Origin of the sequence: Kitasatospora sp. NPDC058170, from assembly GCF_042883905.1 — a bacterium.
In the GTDB taxonomy this organism is placed as follows: Bacteria; Actinomycetota; Actinomycetes; order Streptomycetales; family Streptomycetaceae; genus Kitasatospora.
In genome coordinates this window covers 101714-117554 of sequence record NZ_JBHVUV010000022.1, presented here as the reverse complement: position 1 = coordinate 117554, position 15841 = coordinate 101714, and the positions used below count along the sequence as shown (strand labels likewise).

The 15841-nt window shown below is 74.4% G+C and carries 13 protein-coding genes; 7 read left to right on the top strand and 6 right to left on the bottom strand.

Going from position 1 to position 15841, the window contains the following annotated elements:
- Positions 1-12: 12 nt before the first annotated feature.
- The 6 genes from ACFVVX_RS24740 to ACFVVX_RS24715 all read left to right on the top strand — a co-directional run bounded on the left by ACFVVX_RS24740 (position 13) and on the right by ACFVVX_RS24715 (position 8705).
- Entirely contained in the window at positions 13-960 is a 948-nt protein-coding gene (locus ACFVVX_RS24740; protein WP_387948785.1) for a polysaccharide lyase, read from the top strand.
- Between the two features lie 48 nt (positions 961-1008).
- Positions 1009-2577, top strand: a complete 1569-nt coding sequence (locus ACFVVX_RS24735) for an ABC transporter substrate-binding protein (RefSeq protein ID WP_387948784.1) — start codon at positions 1009-1011, stop codon at positions 2575-2577.
- Between the two features lie 117 nt (positions 2578-2694).
- Complete coding sequence (locus ACFVVX_RS24730) at positions 2695-3654, top strand: ABC transporter permease (protein WP_387948783.1); 960 nt, start codon at positions 2695-2697, stop codon at positions 3652-3654.
- Positions 3651-4496: an ABC transporter permease gene (locus tag ACFVVX_RS24725; protein WP_387948782.1), complete on the top strand. Its 846-nt coding sequence runs from the start codon at positions 3651-3653 to the stop codon at positions 4494-4496. The genes ACFVVX_RS24730 and ACFVVX_RS24725 overlap by 4 nt, the downstream gene beginning before the upstream one ends.
- Positions 4493-6433 (top strand): dipeptide ABC transporter ATP-binding protein, encoded by a 1941-nt coding sequence (locus tag ACFVVX_RS24720; RefSeq protein WP_387948781.1) that lies wholly within the window; start codon positions 4493-4495, stop codon positions 6431-6433. Before ACFVVX_RS24725 ends, ACFVVX_RS24720 begins: the two co-directional genes overlap by 4 nt.
- A gap of 166 nt (positions 6434-6599) precedes the next feature.
- Positions 6600-8705 (top strand): PQQ-binding-like beta-propeller repeat protein, encoded by a 2106-nt coding sequence (locus ACFVVX_RS24715; protein ID WP_387948780.1) that lies wholly within the window; start codon positions 6600-6602, stop codon positions 8703-8705.
- Between the two features lie 104 nt (positions 8706-8809).
- Here the strand turns inward: ACFVVX_RS24715 and ACFVVX_RS24710 are convergent, their stop codons facing one another.
- Positions 8810-9163, bottom strand: a complete 354-nt coding sequence (locus ACFVVX_RS24710) for a hypothetical protein (protein WP_387948779.1) — start codon at positions 9161-9163, stop codon at positions 8810-8812.
- Positions 9164-9264: 101 nt separating this feature from the next.
- The gene (locus tag ACFVVX_RS24705) at positions 9265-10185 is read right to left on the bottom strand and encodes an AEC family transporter (RefSeq protein WP_387948778.1); all 921 of its coding nucleotides are present in this window, start codon (positions 10183-10185) and stop codon (positions 9265-9267) included.
- 92 nt (positions 10186-10277) lie between these two features.
- Here ACFVVX_RS24705 and ACFVVX_RS24700 point away from each other — a divergent pair, with 92 nt between their 5' ends.
- Positions 10278-10727 carry an HD domain-containing protein gene (locus tag ACFVVX_RS24700; RefSeq protein ID WP_387948777.1) on the top strand — a complete coding sequence of 150 codons (450 nt, stop codon included), beginning with the start codon at positions 10278-10280 and terminating at the stop codon, positions 10725-10727.
- A gap of 65 nt (positions 10728-10792) precedes the next feature.
- Here the strand turns inward: ACFVVX_RS24700 and ACFVVX_RS24695 are convergent, their stop codons facing one another.
- The 4 genes from ACFVVX_RS24695 to ACFVVX_RS24680 form a co-directional block, all read right to left on the bottom strand.
- A complete protein-coding gene (locus tag ACFVVX_RS24695; RefSeq protein ID WP_387948776.1) occupies positions 10793-12154 on the bottom strand; it encodes a sulfatase in 1362 nt (453 codons plus the stop codon).
- Between the two features lie 2 nt (positions 12155-12156).
- Positions 12157-13194, bottom strand: a complete 1038-nt coding sequence (locus ACFVVX_RS24690; protein WP_387948775.1) for a hydroxyacid dehydrogenase — start codon at positions 13192-13194, stop codon at positions 12157-12159.
- Positions 13195-13331: 137 nt separating this feature from the next.
- Positions 13332-14573, bottom strand: coding sequence for an ROK family protein (locus ACFVVX_RS24685; RefSeq protein ID WP_387948774.1), 1242 nt, complete (start codon positions 14571-14573; stop codon positions 13332-13334).
- Between the two features lie 316 nt (positions 14574-14889).
- Positions 14890-15264 (bottom strand): transglycosylase SLT domain-containing protein, encoded by a 375-nt coding sequence (locus tag ACFVVX_RS24680; protein ID WP_387948773.1) that lies wholly within the window; start codon positions 15262-15264, stop codon positions 14890-14892.
- Positions 15265-15841 lie beyond the last annotated feature (577 nt).

Here is a 15841-nt window from a genome sequence, read left to right as displayed (position 1 = left end):
GAGAACCGACCCATGTCCCGCCTGCCCAACACCCGGTCCAACACCCGGTCCAACATCCGGCCCGAGTCCCTGCCCGAGAACCTGTCCGGGCGCCCGTCCGCGAGCCCGTCCGGGCACCGGACCGGGAGCCACTCCGCTCGCCGGGCGGCCGGCGCGGCGCTCACCGCCGCCCTGGCCCTCGGCGCCACGGCCGCGCCCGCCTGGACCGCCGCCGCGGCTCCGGCCACAAGCGCCTCGGTCGCCGCTCCCGCCGTTCCCCTCGCTCCCGACGCTCCTGCCGGGACCGCCGCCACCGTGGCCTTCGCCGACGACTTCGAGTCCGGCACGGCCGCCCGCTGGACCCGCCAGCGGGTCGACGGGAACGGCAGCATCACCGTGACCCCCGCGCCCGGTCAGGGCGCCGGCCTGGCCGCCCGGTTCAGCGTGCCCGACGACGGCCAGTCCTACCGCTCCGAGGTCGCCGTCAACTCGCTGGGCTGGGGCAGCTACCGCTTCGCCCTCGCCGACTACCTGCCCGCCGACTGGGTCCAGACCTCCACCGAGACCATCGTCGCCCAGTGGCACGGCTACCCGCTCGCCGACGGCAGCGACACCAAGCCGCCGATCGCGCTCACCGTCAAGGACGGCAGCTGGCGGCTCAAGGTGCACTGGCTGAGCGACCCGAGCACCGTCCAGGAGGCCGTGATCCCGCTCGGCGCGGTGCAGTTCGGACACTGGAACCAGTGGGCCTTCGACATCACCTGGTCCACCGACACCACCCCGGGTGCGATCACCGTCCTGCGCGACGGCGTGCAGGTCGGCGCGTACAACGGCCTGAACAACTACCACCAGAACCAGTCGCCCTACTTCAAGACCGGGATCTACCGCGCCAACTGGAACCCGGCCAAGGGCATCCCGTACCCGACGGGCGGACCCGACGTGGTGCTCTACAGCGACAGCGTGGTCGTCACCAAGTACTGAGCCGGGCCCAGCCCGCCGAACACCCAACCACCAAGAGGTAGTAGCACCATGAGCGATGCGGCCCGTCACCCCGGCCTGCCCCGAAGAGGCTTTCTCGGCCTGAGCGCCGGAGCGGTCCTGCTGGCGGCGGGCTGCCGCTCGGCCACCGACCCCGCCGCCGACGGGGCCGGTGGCGGGGCCTCCGCCACGGCCTCGGCACCCGACCTGCAGATCGTGTACGGCAGCGCCCCCGACCCGACCCAGCTCCTCCACCGGGGCCCGGACACCCCGGCCTTCGTCAACCTGGTGCTGGACCGGCTGGTCGACCTCGACCCGCAGACCCTCCAGCCGGTGCCGTGGCTCGCCACCTCCTGGGAGTGGAGCGCCGACCGGCTCAAGCTGGTCCTGAAGCTGCGCGAGGACGTCACCTTCCATGACGGCCGCGCGCTGAGCGCCGACGACGTGGTGTTCTCGCTCGTCGGCGCCGCCAAGACCTCCCAGGTCAAACCGCTGCTGGAGCGGCTGGCGGACATCAGGGCCAGCGCGAGGAACGAGGTCACGCTCACCCTGGCCCGGCCCACCAGCAACCTGTTCGACGCGTTGGCCTTCAATCCCGTGGTGGACGCGACGAGTTACGTCGACGGCAAGGCCGCCGACAAGGTGAACGGCACCGGTCCGTTCACCTGGCAGTCCTTCAAGGGCGGCAACCAGCTCGACCTGGCCCGCTACGACCGGTACTGGCAGAGCGGCCGGCCGCGCTTCGAGCGGATCACCGTCCGCTCGGTGACGAGCAGTCAGGCCGCGCTCTCCGCCCTGCAGTCCGGCCAGGCCCACCTGATCGGCGCGGTGCCCGGCCGGGACCTCAAGGTGCTGGCCGGAAACCCGGGCTTCGTGGTGCAGTCCGCCAAGGCCTCCTACCAGCAGGCCTTCCTCGGGGTGAACGTGGCCGGCCGGCCCTTCGACGACGTACGGGTCCGCCGGGCGCTGCAGTACGCGGTGGACCGCGAGCGGATCGTCGCCCAGGTCTACGGCGGCCACGCCGAGGCCAGCAGCCTGCCCTGGCCCTCCAACACGCCCGGTGTCACGCCGGACCAGGTCAAGCGGTACACCCACGACCCGGAGAAGGCCCGCGGTCTGCTGCGGGAGGCAGGGGCGGAGGGCGTCCGGGTACCGCTCACCGCGGCCAACTCGCCGATCTTCACCTCGCTCGTCGAACTGGTGAAGTACGACCTGGAGCAGGCCGGCTTCGGCGTCGACGTTCAGTTGCTGGACAACGCGGCGCTCCAGCCGAAGATCCAACAGGGCACGCTGGACGGGCTGTTCGTGGCCAACCACGGGATGGTGAGCGTCTCGCCGCTGAGCGGCATCACCGTCTCCGGCCCGCTCCAGGTCGGCCGCAACACCTCGCACGTCACCGACCCCGCCTACGCCGAACTGCAGGAGCGGGCCTTCGCGGCGGCCGACGAGAAGGCCCGTGCGGACGTCAACCACGAGCTGTCCGAGTACCTCCTCGCGCAGTCCTTCCACATCACCCTCGCGCACGCCTGGGAGACGTACGCCCTGGCCTCCTCGGTGCGCGAGGTGGGGACGAGCGCGCTCGGCTACCTGCGGCTGACCGACACCCGCCGGGACGCCTGAGCGGCCGCGAAACCGGCCGCACCCCGCACCCCGCAGAGCGCCGGCCCCGGGCGACCCCCACCGCCCGGGGCCGGTGACCCACCCCTTCGCCCCCTTCGCACGACCTGGAGAGCCCACGTGCCGTACTGGACCAGAAAGGCGGCCGGAGCGCTGGCCACGCTCTGGCTCGCCTCGGTGGCCGTCTTCCTGCTGCTGCACCTGGCCCCCGGAGACCCCGTCTCCGCCGCCCTCGGCGCCGAGGCCGACCAGGAGCAGCGCGAGCAGCTCGGCCGACAGCTCGGCGTCGACCGGCTGCTGCCCGTGCAGTACCTCACCTGGGTCCGCGGGCTGCTCACCGGCGATCCGGGCCTCTCCTTCCACTACCGCGAACCGGTCACCCGGATGATCGGACAGAGCCTCGGGAGCACCGTTCAACTCGCCCTGGCCGCAAGTCTGCTGATGCTCGTGCTGGGCCTGTTGCTGGGCGCCGCGCTGGCCGCCGAGCGGCGCGGGCGGCTCGCCCGGGCGCTCGACCCGGTCACCACCGCGGTGCTGGCGCTGCCCGTCTACGTCACCGCCGTGCTCTTCGTCTTCGTGTTCGCGGTGCTGCTGCGGGCACTGCCCGCCGGAGGCGAGAAGGACCTGTTCACCGCGCCCGACCTCGCCGTGCAGTACCTCGCCCTGCCCGCCACCGCACTCGCCCTGCCCGGCTCGGTGGTCCTCGCCCGGCTGCTCGCCACCGAGCTCCGGCGGACCCGGCAGGAGGAGTTCGTGCTGACCGCGATCGCCAAGGGCGCCTCGCCGCGGCGGATCCTGCTACGCCACGTGCTGCCCAACAGCCTCGGCCCGTTCTGCGTCGAATTCGGCCTGAACCTCGGCGAGTTGCTGGGTGGAGCGGTGGTCGCCGAGCAGCTCTTCGCCCGGCACGGGCTGGGCCAGCTGCTGCTGGACGCCATCAACCAGCGGGACTACCCGGTGGCCCAGACCCTGATCATGCTCGCGGTCGCGGTGGCCGTCACCGTCCAGCTGGGCTCCGAACTGCTGGTCGGCCGACTGGACCCGCGGATCGCCCGCGCCGGGACGGGGGAGGGCCGATGACCGGCCTGGTCGCGGAGGTGCGGCGGCGAGCCCGGCGGGCACTGCCCGCCGCGCTGCGCAGCCGCAAGGGGCAGACCGGCGCCCTGCTGGTCGCCCTGGTGGTCCTGCTCGGCCTGCTCGGGCCGCTGCTGCTGGCGGCCGACCCGTACGAGCAGGGCCGGGACGCGCTCGCCGGGCCGTCCTGGGCACACCCGCTCGGCACCGACGAGGTCGGCCGCGACCTGCTGGTACGGGTGCTGTACGGGGTGCGGATCGAGCTGCTGGTCTGCCTGCTCGCGGTACCGGCCGCAGCCGTGCTCGGCACGCTGCTGGGGCTGCTCGGCGGACTCGACCGCCTGCTCGGCGAGGCCGTCCAACGGCTCTTCGACCTGCTGCTCGGGTTCCACGGGCTGCTGCTCGGCCTGGCGATCGCCCTGATCGTCCGGCCGGGACTGGGCAGTGTGGTGGCGACGATCGTGCTGAGCGTGCTGCCCTCCTTCGGGCGGCAGGCCCGGGCCGCGCTGCTCGCCCAGCTGTCCCGGGACTACGTGGTGGCCGCCCGGGTGCTGGGCGTGCCGCGCGGGCGGACCCTCCGGCGGTACGTGCTGCCGAACGTGACCGACGCCGCCACGGCGCTGCTGGCCGTCGCGATGGCGCACGCCGCGAAGATCGAGGGCGGGCTGAGCGTGCTCGGATTCGGCATCCAGCCGCCCACGCCCTCGCTCGGCACGATGATCAACACCGGTAGCAAGTACCTCTTCCTGCACCCGGGTTACGCCCTCGCACCGGTGGTCCTGCTCGGCCTCCTGGTGTTCGGGCTGACCCTGCTCGCCGACTCGTTCAACCGGGAGAAGCTGCGGTGACCGCGACCGAGACTGCGACGACCGATACTGCGACGACCGAGACTGCGAGGGCTGGGGCCGCGATCGCCAAGGGCTGGACCGCCGCCGGCCCGGGTGCCGACCGGGGGCACGCCCTGCTGGAGGTGGACGGCCTGTGCGTCACCGCGGGCGGCGCCGAGGTGGTCCGAGGCGTCGACTTCGCCATCCGGCCCGGGGAGATCCTCGGCCTGGTGGGGGAGTCGGGCTCCGGCAAGACGCTCACCGCGCTCGCCGCCAACCGGATGCTGCCACCCGGCTGCCGGACCACGGCGGGCCGGGTCCGCTTCGACGGCACCGACCTGCTGACCCTGTCCGAACCGGGCATGCGCGCGGTGCGCGGGCGGCGGATCGGCATGGTGTTCCAGGACCCGCTCGCCTACCTCAACCCCCGGATGCCGATCGGCCGGCAGCTCGCCGAGGCCGCCCGCGTGCACGGCGCGAGCCGCGCGGAGGCCCGGTCCCGGGCACTCGAACTCCTCGACCTGGTCGGCATTCCCGAGCCCGCGCGGCGCTACCGGGACCGGCCGCACGAGTTCTCCGGCGGGATGCGCCAGCGGGTGCTGATCGCGATGGCGATGACCAACCGCCCCGAGCTGCTGATCGCCGACGAGCCCACCACCGCCCTCGACCCGACCACCCAGGCGGGCATCCTCGACCTCCTGGTCCGGCTGCGGGACGAGACCCGTACCGCCGTCCTGCTGATCACCCACGACCTCGGCGTGGTGGCCCGCACCTGCGACACCGTCCAGGTGATGTACGCCGGGCGGATCGCCGAACGCGCTCCCACTGCGGCGCTGTTGGCCGGGGCCCGGCACCGCTACAGCGCCGGACTGCTGGCCGGCGTACCCCGCCTGGACGGTCCGGTGGGCCACCCGCTCACCGTGATCGGCGGCAGTCCGCCCGCCGCCGGGGAGCCGGCGCCCGGCTGCGCGTTCGCCCCGCGGTGCACCGCCGCGACCGAGCGGTGCGCGGTGGAGCGCCCGCCGTGGTCGGGCACCGCGGGCGCGGGCTTCGCCTGCCACGAGCCGGTGCCGGAGGGCGCGGCGGAGGGCGCGGCGGCGGACGTGGACCGCTGGGCCGGCGCGACAGACACGGCTGGCCCCACGGTGACGGACCCAATCGAACACCCCGTCGAGCACCCCGCCGGACATGCCGCCGAACCCGTCCTGGTGGCCGAGGGACTCACCGTCCGCTACGGCCGCCGGGCGTCCACCGCGCCCGCGCTGGACGGGGTCAGCCTGACGGCCGCGCCCGGCCGGGCGGTCGGGGTGATCGGCGAGTCCGGCTCCGGCAAGTCCACCCTGGCCCGTGCCCTGCTCGGGCTGCTGCGGCCGCAGAGCGGCACGGTCCGGGTCGGGGGCCGCTCCTGGTCGGAGGTGTCCCCGGCCGAGGAGCGCGTGCTGCGCCGCCGCGTGCAGTTCGTCTTCCAGGACCCGTACGCCTCGCTCAGCCCGCGGATGACCATCGCCGAGGTGCTCGCCGAGCCGCTGGTGACCCACGGCCTCGCGACGGGCGGGGAGGTGGCGGTGCGGGTGGCCGAGCTGTGCGAACTGGTCGGCCTGCCGACAGCGTTGCTCGACTCCCGCCCGCACCGGCTCTCCGGCGGGCAGCGGCAGCGGGTGGCGATCGCCCGGGCGCTGGCCGTCGGCCCGGAGGTGCTGGTCGCGGACGAGCCGACCTCCGCCCTGGACGTCTCCGTCCAGGCGCAGATCCTCAACCTCCTCGCCGAGTTGCGCCGACGGACCGGCGTCGGACTGGTGTTCATCTCGCACGATCTCGCACTGGTCCGCCACCTCTGTGACGAGGTGCTGGTGATGCGCGACGGCCGGGTGGTCGAACACGCCCCCGCCGCCCAGCTGTTCGCGCGGCCCGGGCATCCGTACACCCGGCAGCTGCTCGCTGCCGCCGCTCCACGCTGACGCCGCTCGCCCCGCACCGACGTCTCCCGCTCCGCAACCGAGCGCCCTGCCCTGAACCGGTGCGCCCTGCTCCGCAACCGAGCGCCCTGCCCTGAACCGGCGCGCCCTGGTCCGCAACCGAGCGCCCTGCTCCGCACCGACGCCCCTACCGATGGTTGGACTCGCCATGCCCGTCGCTCGCCCCTCCCGCCGCCAACTGCTGCTCGGCGCCGGCTCCGCGGTCGCGCTGACCGCCCTCGCCGCCACGCCCGCGCCGGCCGCCCCGTCTCCGGACCAGTTCCCGGACCTGTCCCCGGCCCTGTCCCCGGGTGGGGCGCCGGCCGGGGTGCCGGCCGTCACCGGACTCGGGCCCGGCAACGCCGACTTTCCGCTGATGAGCGGCACGCTGCTCGGCGAGACGCTCTGGATCGGCTCGCGCAACCTCGCCCCGGCGAAGGTGGTCGGCTACCACGTGCCGACCGGTCGGGTCACCGCCACGGCCGTCCTGCCGACCGGCAACTTCGTTCAGAGCTCGGCCGGTTGGGGAGGCGCCCTGTACCTGGGCGTCACCGACGCGCCGAAGGCCGTCAACCTCTACCGCCTCGACCCGGCCGACGGCAGCGTGCGCGGCCTGGCCAACGTCCCCGGCGCCGACGTCCGGGACGTGGCCGTCGCCCCGGACGGCGTGGTGTACGCGACCGGGCGGCAGAAGGGCCGCGCGGCAGGCCCCGGACTCTACGCCTACGACCCCGCGACCGGCTCGCTCACCGAGGTGGCCTCGCCGGCGCCGAACGCCACCCAGGGCCGGGCGGTCGAGGCCACGGCCACCCACGCCTACCTCGGCGTCGGCAGCAACCTCGCGGGCGGCGGCGGTGCCACGCTCGCGACCCTGTACGCGGTCGACCGGGCCACCGGCCGGGCCGTCGACATCACCCCGCCGGAGCTGGTCAAGGACACCATCATCCGGCAGATCACCCTGCTCGGGGACGATCTGCTGGCCGTCTCCACCGAGGGCGGGCCCGCGCACGTCGCCTTCCTGGACCCGGCTGACCACACCGTCCGGGCGTCCTTCGCGGTGCCCGGGACGAAGAGCGTCACCAACTTCCAACGCCTGGGCGACACCGTCTGGTTCACCTCCACCGAGCACGGCGTCGTCTGGCGCTACCGGCTCGGCGCGGGCGCTCCGGAGCCGCTCGCCACACCCGTCCCCGACGGCAACTCCTGGGGCTTCGGCCGACTGGTCGGCCCCCAGCCGACCGGTTCTCCGCAGGACGCCCTGCTGGTCGGCGTCACCGAGGGCGGCACCGTCTGGACGCTGGCCACCGCGACGGGCGCCGTCACCACCCGTGACCTGGTCGAGGCGGGCGCCCCCGCCGAGGCGCAGCTGGGCATGTCGGTGGCGGCGCGCGACGGCCGGGTCTACGTGGGCGGCAACGGCTCGGTGGCGCTGCACGACCTGGACTCCGGCACCGTGCACAAGCTTCCGGTGCCGGGCGAGGCCAAGGACACCGTGATCCTCGACGACGGCACGCTCTATCTGGGCGTCTACTCCTCGCAGGGCATCTGGCGCTACCGCCCGGGTGCGGACGGGGCGCCGGTCCAGGAGGCGGCGCTGCCGCAGGAGCAGAACCGTCCGCAGGTGATCCGCTGGGACGAGGAGCACGGCCTGCTGCTGCTCGGTGTCCAGGCCGACACGACCGGCGGCGGATCGTTCGTCACCTACCGGCCCGGCAGCGGGCGCCCGAGGGTGTACGTCGACCCGCTGGGCGCCGAGCAGTTGGTCCGCGCGGTGGCGGCCGGGCACGGGCAGGCCTTCCTGGGCGGCGACAACGCCAGGACCGCAGGCCCGCGCGGCGACCTGGCGGCCTGGGACCCGGAGGCCGGGCGCCAACTCTGGCGGATCGGGACGGACTTCGGCTCGGGTATCAGCAGCCTGGTGGTGCAGGGGCACACCCTGTACGGGATCACGGTGAACGGTCAGGCGTTCGCCGTCGACCTGCGGACGGCCCGCCGGGGCCGGGGCGGCTGGACCGCGCCGGTGATCGGGCCCCGCGTCGACCTGCGCGCGATCACCTCGGCCAACCCCCGGTTGCTGGTGAGCCGGGGCCGGCTGTACGGGATCAGCGAGCGGACGCTGTTCCGGCTGGACCGGGAGACGCTGGCGGCCACCGTGCTGGTCCAGGTCGACGCCGAGTGGTACAGCGGTGCGCGGGTGGCCGCCGACGACCGCGGGGTGCTGTACACGCTGCGCGGCCGGGAGTTGATCGCGGTCCGGGACGTCCGGGACCGCTGACGGTTCCTCGGAAGGCGGGCAAGGTGGGCAAGGCGTGCAAGGCGGGCACGCAGGGCGGACAAGGCGGGAAGGCGGCCGCCGGTCCGGCCGGCCCTGCGGCGGGGTCAGTCGAACCAGTGGTCCCCGCCGCAGTGCTCGCCGGGGTGGCCGTCGCGCAGCAGGCAGATCTCGGGCTCCTTCGGCGGCGGATCCTGCTCGCCCGGGTCGAGGACGGCGGGGCAGCGCGGCGCCTGCTCGACCAGGTACTCCGGCCAGGACACCCAGTAGAGGTCGAATCCGACGCCCTGCAACAGCGCGGAGTGGACGCCCTCGTGGCGGGTCATGAGATCGCACTGCAGGGTGGGCTCCATCATGAAGGCGGCCTGCGGGATCCTGTCGAAGTGGTCCACATCGGCCTTGGGCAGTGTGACGCGGGCCCGGCACTGGTTCTCGTCGAAAGGCGGCAGGAACGAGGTCATGGCCGTCAGCATTCCACTCCGGGTGACGGCGGCAGGCGGTTTCCGTCATCTTGTACCCGCGGTGTACCGGTCGGCCCGCGGCCTGTCGGGGCGGGTACCGGTCAGGCCAGCGCCCAGCTGATCGCCGAGAGGGTGACCATCGAGACCAGCGTGGAGCAGAGCACCGAGTCCCGGGCGAGTGCGGTGCCCCGGCCGTACTCGCGGGCGTAGACGAAGACGTTCTGCGCGGTGGGCAGGGCCGAGAACAGCACGACGGTGAGGAGCTGGTGGGCGGTCAGGTGCAGCAGGTAGGCGCCGACCGCGTACGCGGCGAGCGGCTGGACGAGGGTCTTGACCGCGACGGTCAACCCGACCTCCGCGTACCGGGCGGGCCCGGTGGCGGGCGGGCGGTTGTGCAGTGACATGCCGAGCACGATGAGGGCGGTGGGCACGCCCGCGCCGCCGAGCAGTTCGCAGGACCGGTTCAGCTCGGCGGGCAGGTGCCATCCGGAGGCGGAGAGCAGCGCGCCGAGGGCGACGGCCAGCAGGATCGGGTTGCGCAGCGGCAGGGTGAGCGCGGCCCGCAGGCCCGTGGTGCCGGTGTCCAGGACGGTCAGGACGGCGGGCGTCACCAGCAGGATCTGGAACAGCACCACCGGGGCGACGAACGAGGCGTCGCCGAGCACCTGCATCGCCACCGGGATGCCCAGGTTGGCGGAGTTGACGTACCCGGCCGCCATGCCGCCGATCGCCCGCTCGGCGACGCCCCGGCCGAACAGCAGGTGCGCGGCCAGGAACCCGAGGACGGTGGCGAGCACCGTCCCGGCGGCGAAGGCCAGCATCGACGGGTTGGCGAACCGGTCCAGCGGTGTCCGCGCGATCATGACGAACAGGGCGGCGGGCATGGCCACGTGGAAGACGAACCGGCTGAGCACCGCCTCCGCCTGAGGCCCGAGCAGTCCGCCGCGGCCGACCAGGTAGCCGACCCCGGTGAGGGCCCAGACGGGGGCGAAGCCCGAGAGCAGCGGGTGCAGGCTGGGCATGGTTCCACGGTCCTTCCGGCAGATTCCGCCGTTACCACCGCAGTCAACCAGGCGGCCGGACGCGGGTCGCAGGCAGGTCCTACGATGGGCCGATGGAATACCTGAGCCTGGCCGAGGTGGAGACGATCGCCCGGCGCGCCCATGCCGGGCAGACCGACAAGAGCGGCCACCCGTACACCGAGCACCTCGCCGCGGTCGCCCGCGGCACCGCGGCGCGCGGCGGCGCCGAGGAGCAGATCGCGGCCGGCTGGCTGCACGACGCGATCGAGGACGACGCGCTGACCAGGGAGTGGCTCGCGGACGCCGCCCTCCCGGACACCACCAAGGCGATCGTCGACGCCCTCACCAAGCGCCCCGGCGAGCCGCCGGAGCAGTACGCCGCCCGCATCCTGGCCACCCCGGGCGCCCTGCTGGTCAAGCAGGCCGACCTGGCCCACAACTCCGACCCGGCCCGCCTGGCCGACCTGGACGCGGCCACCGCGGCCCGGCTCACCGCCAAGTACCGCCGGATGCGCGCCCTGCTCGGTCTGCCGGAGGCCTGACCGGGCCGCTGCCGGGCCGCTGCCGGGCGGCTGTCGGGCACGACCGTCCGCGGGCCTGTCGGCCCCTACCCGAGCCCGGCAGGGGCTCCGGGGAGGAAGCGGGTGAAGGGGTCGGCGGTGCGGGTGCAGTGGTCGGCGAGCAGGGCGCGGAAGCGGGCGAGCAGGGGGGCGTGCCGGGCGTCCACCGCGAGGTTGACCATTTCGCCGGGGTCGGCGGTGAGGTCGAAGAGCTGTTCGCGGTGGTCGCCCCAGGCGTAGCAGACGTACTTGTGGCGGTCGTCGCGGATCATCCGGCCGAGGGCGTTGTTGAAGCCGGGAAGCTCCCAGCGGGTCTCCACGACGAGGCTCTCGCGCGGTTCGCGGGAGCGCACGCTGCGGCCCGGGAGGCCGGGCGGCGGGGCGAGGCCCGCGAGGTCGCAGAGGGTGGGGATGAGGTCCAGGCCGGTGGAGACCAGGCGGTCGCTGACCGCACCGCCGTCGGCCGGGACGCCCTCGCCGTCCGAGGTGGCGAGGAGGAAGGGGACGCGCACGGACTCCTCGTACAGCGCCCACTTCTGGTTCCAGCGGTGGGCGCCCGCGCCGTCGCCGTGGTCGGAGCTGAACACCACGACGGTCGGGCGGCCGGACCGCCGCTCGCGCAGTGCGTCCAGCAGCAGGCCGAGGTGCCGGTCGACCCGTTCGACCAGGGCGTAGTAGGCGTGGCGGTAGCGCCGCCAGTCGTCCTCGCGCCAGTCGGCGGTGGGGTGGGTGTGCGCCCAGGCCTGCTGGGCGAGGCGGGGCAGCCGGGCCTCGTAGGGTGCGGGCGGGAAGTTGGCGGGCAGCGGTGGGCACTGCTCGGCGGGCGGCGGTGCCGGGAGCGGGCCGGTGCGCGGGTCCTGGCCGCGGGCCCACTCGCAGATGCCGTGCGGCTCCAGGAAGGAGGCGACCAGCAGGAACGGCCGCTCGCGCGGCGCGCGGACGAAGTCGGCGGCGGCGCGGGCGAGTCCGGCGTCGTCCCCGGCGGGGTGGATGCTCCGGAAGCCCCGGCCGTCGGGCAGGTCGAGCTCCGGCAGGTGCCACTTGCCGCCGTAGCCGCAGTCGTAGCCGGCCTCGGTGAAGAGGTGGCCGAGCACCGGCTCCGGGCCGCCGGTGTTGCCGGTGACGCCCAGGGCGCTGGGCAGCCGGCCGGTCAGCAGGCTGGCCCGGGAGGGGGCACAGAGCGGCTGGGCGCAGTACGCCTGCCGGTAGCGGGTGCCGGCGGCGGCCAGGGAGTCCATGTGGGGGGTGGCGAGGTGCGGGTTGCCGCTCGCGCTCATCGCGTCGGCGGTCTGCTGGTCCGTCAGGACGACCAGGATGTCGGGCTGCCGGGGGTGCTGCGGCTGCGGCTGGGGCTGGGGCTGGGGCTGCCGGGGGTGCCGGGGCCCGGGGTCGGTGCTCTGCTCGGCCATGCTCAGGCCATCCGCTCGTAGGCGGACCGGTCGAGCGCCCAGTGCAGCGGCTCGCCGGCCGTCCAGCGCTCGAACTCGCTCACCACCAGGTCGCCGAGGCGCCGCCGCTCCAGGGCCTGGCTGCCCGCCAGGTGGGGGGTGACCACCACGTTGGGCAGGGTGAAGAGCGGTGAGCCGGGGATCGGCGGCTCCGGGTCGGTGACGTCCAGCACGGCGAACAGGTCCGGCCTCCGGGCGAGCACGTCGAGCAGGGCCGGTTCGTCCAGGACGGCCCCGCGCGAGGTGTTGAGCAGGGTGGCACCGGGCTTCATCGAGGCGAGCAGCCGGTGGCCGACCAGGCCCCTGGTCTCCGCGGTCAGCGGCGCGTGGACGCTCACCACGTCGGCGGTGGCGAAGAGTTCGTCGAGGCCCACGGACCGGACGCCCGGCGGCGCCTCGGCGTACGGGTCGTGGGCGAGGACCTGGACGTCGTAGCCGCGCAGCCGTTCGCAGACCAGGCGGCCGGTGGCGCCGAGCGAGAGCACGCCGACCACGCTGCCGTAGGCGCCAGGGGCGCGGCCGACCCGGACGGGGGCCCGGGCGGCACGCGCGGCGAGCACGTGCCGCCAGCCGTCCTTGAGCGCGTAGACGATCTGGGCGACGGTGAACTCGGCGACCGGCAGGGCGTTGGCGTGCGCGGCGCTGACGATCGGGATGCCGGCCGCCCAGAATTCCTCGGTGGCGATCCGGCGGACCGACCCGGCGGCGTAGAGGACCAGGCGCAGCCGGGGGAGGCGGTCCAGCATCCGGGCGTCCAGCACGGGCCCGCCCCACCCGGTGAGCAGGACCTCGACGTCGTGCAGTGCCGATGCGGCCGTGTCCGGTTCGGCGGCCAGCCGCTCGGCGCTCCAGACCCCGGCCCGGTCGGCCGGGTCCGCGACCAGCTCGGCCTGCGCGGCCACCCGGGCGCGCGCCTCCGGTCCGTACACGTCGGCGAACCGCGCCGGGTCCATCGCGAAGGCGGCCGCGAACATCCGGGTCTCCCTTGGTCGAGTGCCCACGGATGAGTTTCTATCACATTGAGAAATAGTGGTGCCCTGTGCGTGTCCCTGTGGGTGCCCCTACGTGTGTCCCTGTACGGACCGCTGCGAGTGTCCCTGTGCGCACCCCGTGTGTACCCCGGCAGGTGCCCCGGTGCTCAGCGCGTGATGAAGGTCGCCCCGTCGGCGAGGCGGACGGCGGCGGCGGCCGCGCCGACCAGCTCGGTGGTGGTGGAGTGCACCACCACCAGTCGCGGCAGCACGGGCACCCGCCCCTGCAGCCGGGACTCCACCGCGGACAGCAGCTCGCCGCCGCTCTCCCAGAACAACCGCCCGCCGAGGGCGATGAGTTCGGGACCGAGGACGGTACTGAGGTTGGCCACCAGCTGGGCCAGGTCGTCGGTGAACTCGTCGATCAGCCGGACGGCCGCCGGATCCCCGGCGCGGCCCAGTCGGAACAGTTCGGCGACCCGCTCGGCGGAGGTGCCGCCGAGGCTCAGGCCTGCCGCAGTGATCCGCCGGTCCACCGCGTGGTCGCCGATCCGGGACTGGGTGTCGCCGGTGCGCCCCAGCGGGCGGTCCAGGGCGCGGCGGTCGGTCATCAGGTGGCCGAGGGCGCCGGCCGAACCCAGCCGGCCGCGGTGTAGCCGGCCGCCGAGGACGATCCCGGCGCCGACCTCGATGCCGACCACGACGGCCGCCAGATCGCTCACCCCGGCACCCGCCTCGCTGTGCTGGACGGCGAGGGCGACCAGGTTGACGTTGCTCTCGACGGCCACCGGGACGCCCAGCCGCTCCTGGAGCAGGGCGCGCAGCCGCAGCCCGGGCCAGTCCAGGGCGGGGGCGAACTCGACCAGTCCGGTCGGGTCCCGGACCACCCCGGGGACGCCGACCACCAGTGCGCGCGGGGCGCCGGCCTGCCGCGCGGCCCAGCCGCGCAGGCCGTCGACGACGGCGAGCAGCGGTCCGGACAGGTCCTCGGCGGTCCGCTCGCGCTCCTGCTCGGCCCAGTGGTGCTCGATCTCGTGCAGCACCGTGCCGTGCAGGTCGGTGACCACGCCGACGATCCGGCGCGGGCGCATCGCCACGGCCAGCACGGTCTGCGCGCCGGCGTTGTAGCGGACGAGCTGCGGCGGGCGGCCGCCGCTGGAGGGGGCCCGCTCGGCCTCCACGACCACCAGGCCCTCCGCCCGGAGCACCTCGACGAGGCGGTGCACGGTCGCGGTGCTCAGCCCGCTCTCGACGGCCAGCTGCTGCCGGGAGAGCGCGCCGTGCCGGCGCAGCACCTCCAGCAGCACGGTCTGGTTGACCTGCGCCACGGTCTGGGTGGTGGCGGTCGCCGGGGGGCGGGCGGAGCCGGCCGGTCGCGGGGACGCGGTACTGCGCGGGGGCTGGGGCACCGGGTGCTCCTCGGGCCGGGTCGGGTGGGGCCCGAGCATCGGGACTTTGTCTCGGCCTGAATATATCCGACCGGCGCGTACCGCCGAGGGGTGCGCGGTGCGTCCGTGCCGTCGAGGGGTGTGCGGTGTATCCGTACCGCCGGTGACTGTGCGGGTACGTCCGTGCCGTCGGTGGCCGTGCGGGCACACACGAGGGGCCCGGCCCGCGCGGATCGCGCGCGGGCCGGGCCCCTCGGTCACCCCGGTGGTCCCTGTCCGACCCCCGGGGTGGCGGGGAGTGGTCTGGACGTGGGTGGGGTCTTGGTGCCGTGTCGGCTTAGTACCAGTGGTGGTTCTGCCAGAACGACCAGGCGGCGTTCGGGCTGCCGTAGCGGGTGTTCATGTAGTCCAGCGCCCACTTGATCTGGGTCTTCGGGTTGGTCTTCCAGTCCGCGCCGGCCGAGGCCATCTTGGAGCCCGGCAGCGCCTGGGCCAGGCCGTACGCGCCCGAGCTGGGGTTGGTCGCGGTCACGTTCCAGCTGGACTCGTGGGAGATGATCTGGTTGAACGAGGCGAGCTGGTTGGCGGGCACGATCTGCGCCGCGATGGCCTGCGGGGACACGGTGGCGGCCGAGGCGGTGGCGGGCACCAGGCCGGCGCCCAGCGCGGTCAGACCGGCGGCGCCGGCAAGAAGAGCGGCGGAAGTGCGCATACGGAGCTTGAAAGCGGGCATGAAGAAGAAGACCTCAATCAGGTTGGGCCGGTGTCACGCCCCATTTCGATCCGCGGCCGGACAGGGGCCAATGCGGATCACGGGGCGTGACTCGGCGAATAGCCGCAGCCCGGCGGGACAGGTGCCGGTGCGGCTGACGACTGAGCCATTGTTGGCAGACGGCAGGGGCCGTCGCCAAGGCCCCCTTGCTACGACCCACCGTCGTACGAGACCGCCGTGCCGTGGATTCGAAGGGCTGCGAGCGGGCGTGCGGCGCCGGGTCGGCGGTGTCTGCTGCCCTCCACTACCGCGCGTCGTGGAGGGCAATTCCGTGTGAGCGCACTCACCGGGCGGCCGCCCCCGGCCATCACCAGCCGATGCGGCGCCGCCACACCGGGTACAGACGATCTGTGCGGCGCTGAGACCGGGGCCACACCGGTACCGACGAATCCCAGGCGCTCTGCTGAGACCGGGGCCACACCGCGCTCCGGCGAGTGCCGGGTTCCGCGCCGAGACCGGGACCCACGCCGTGCACCCCCGGCTCCTGCGGCGGGTCGGCGTGGCCTCCCCGGTGGAG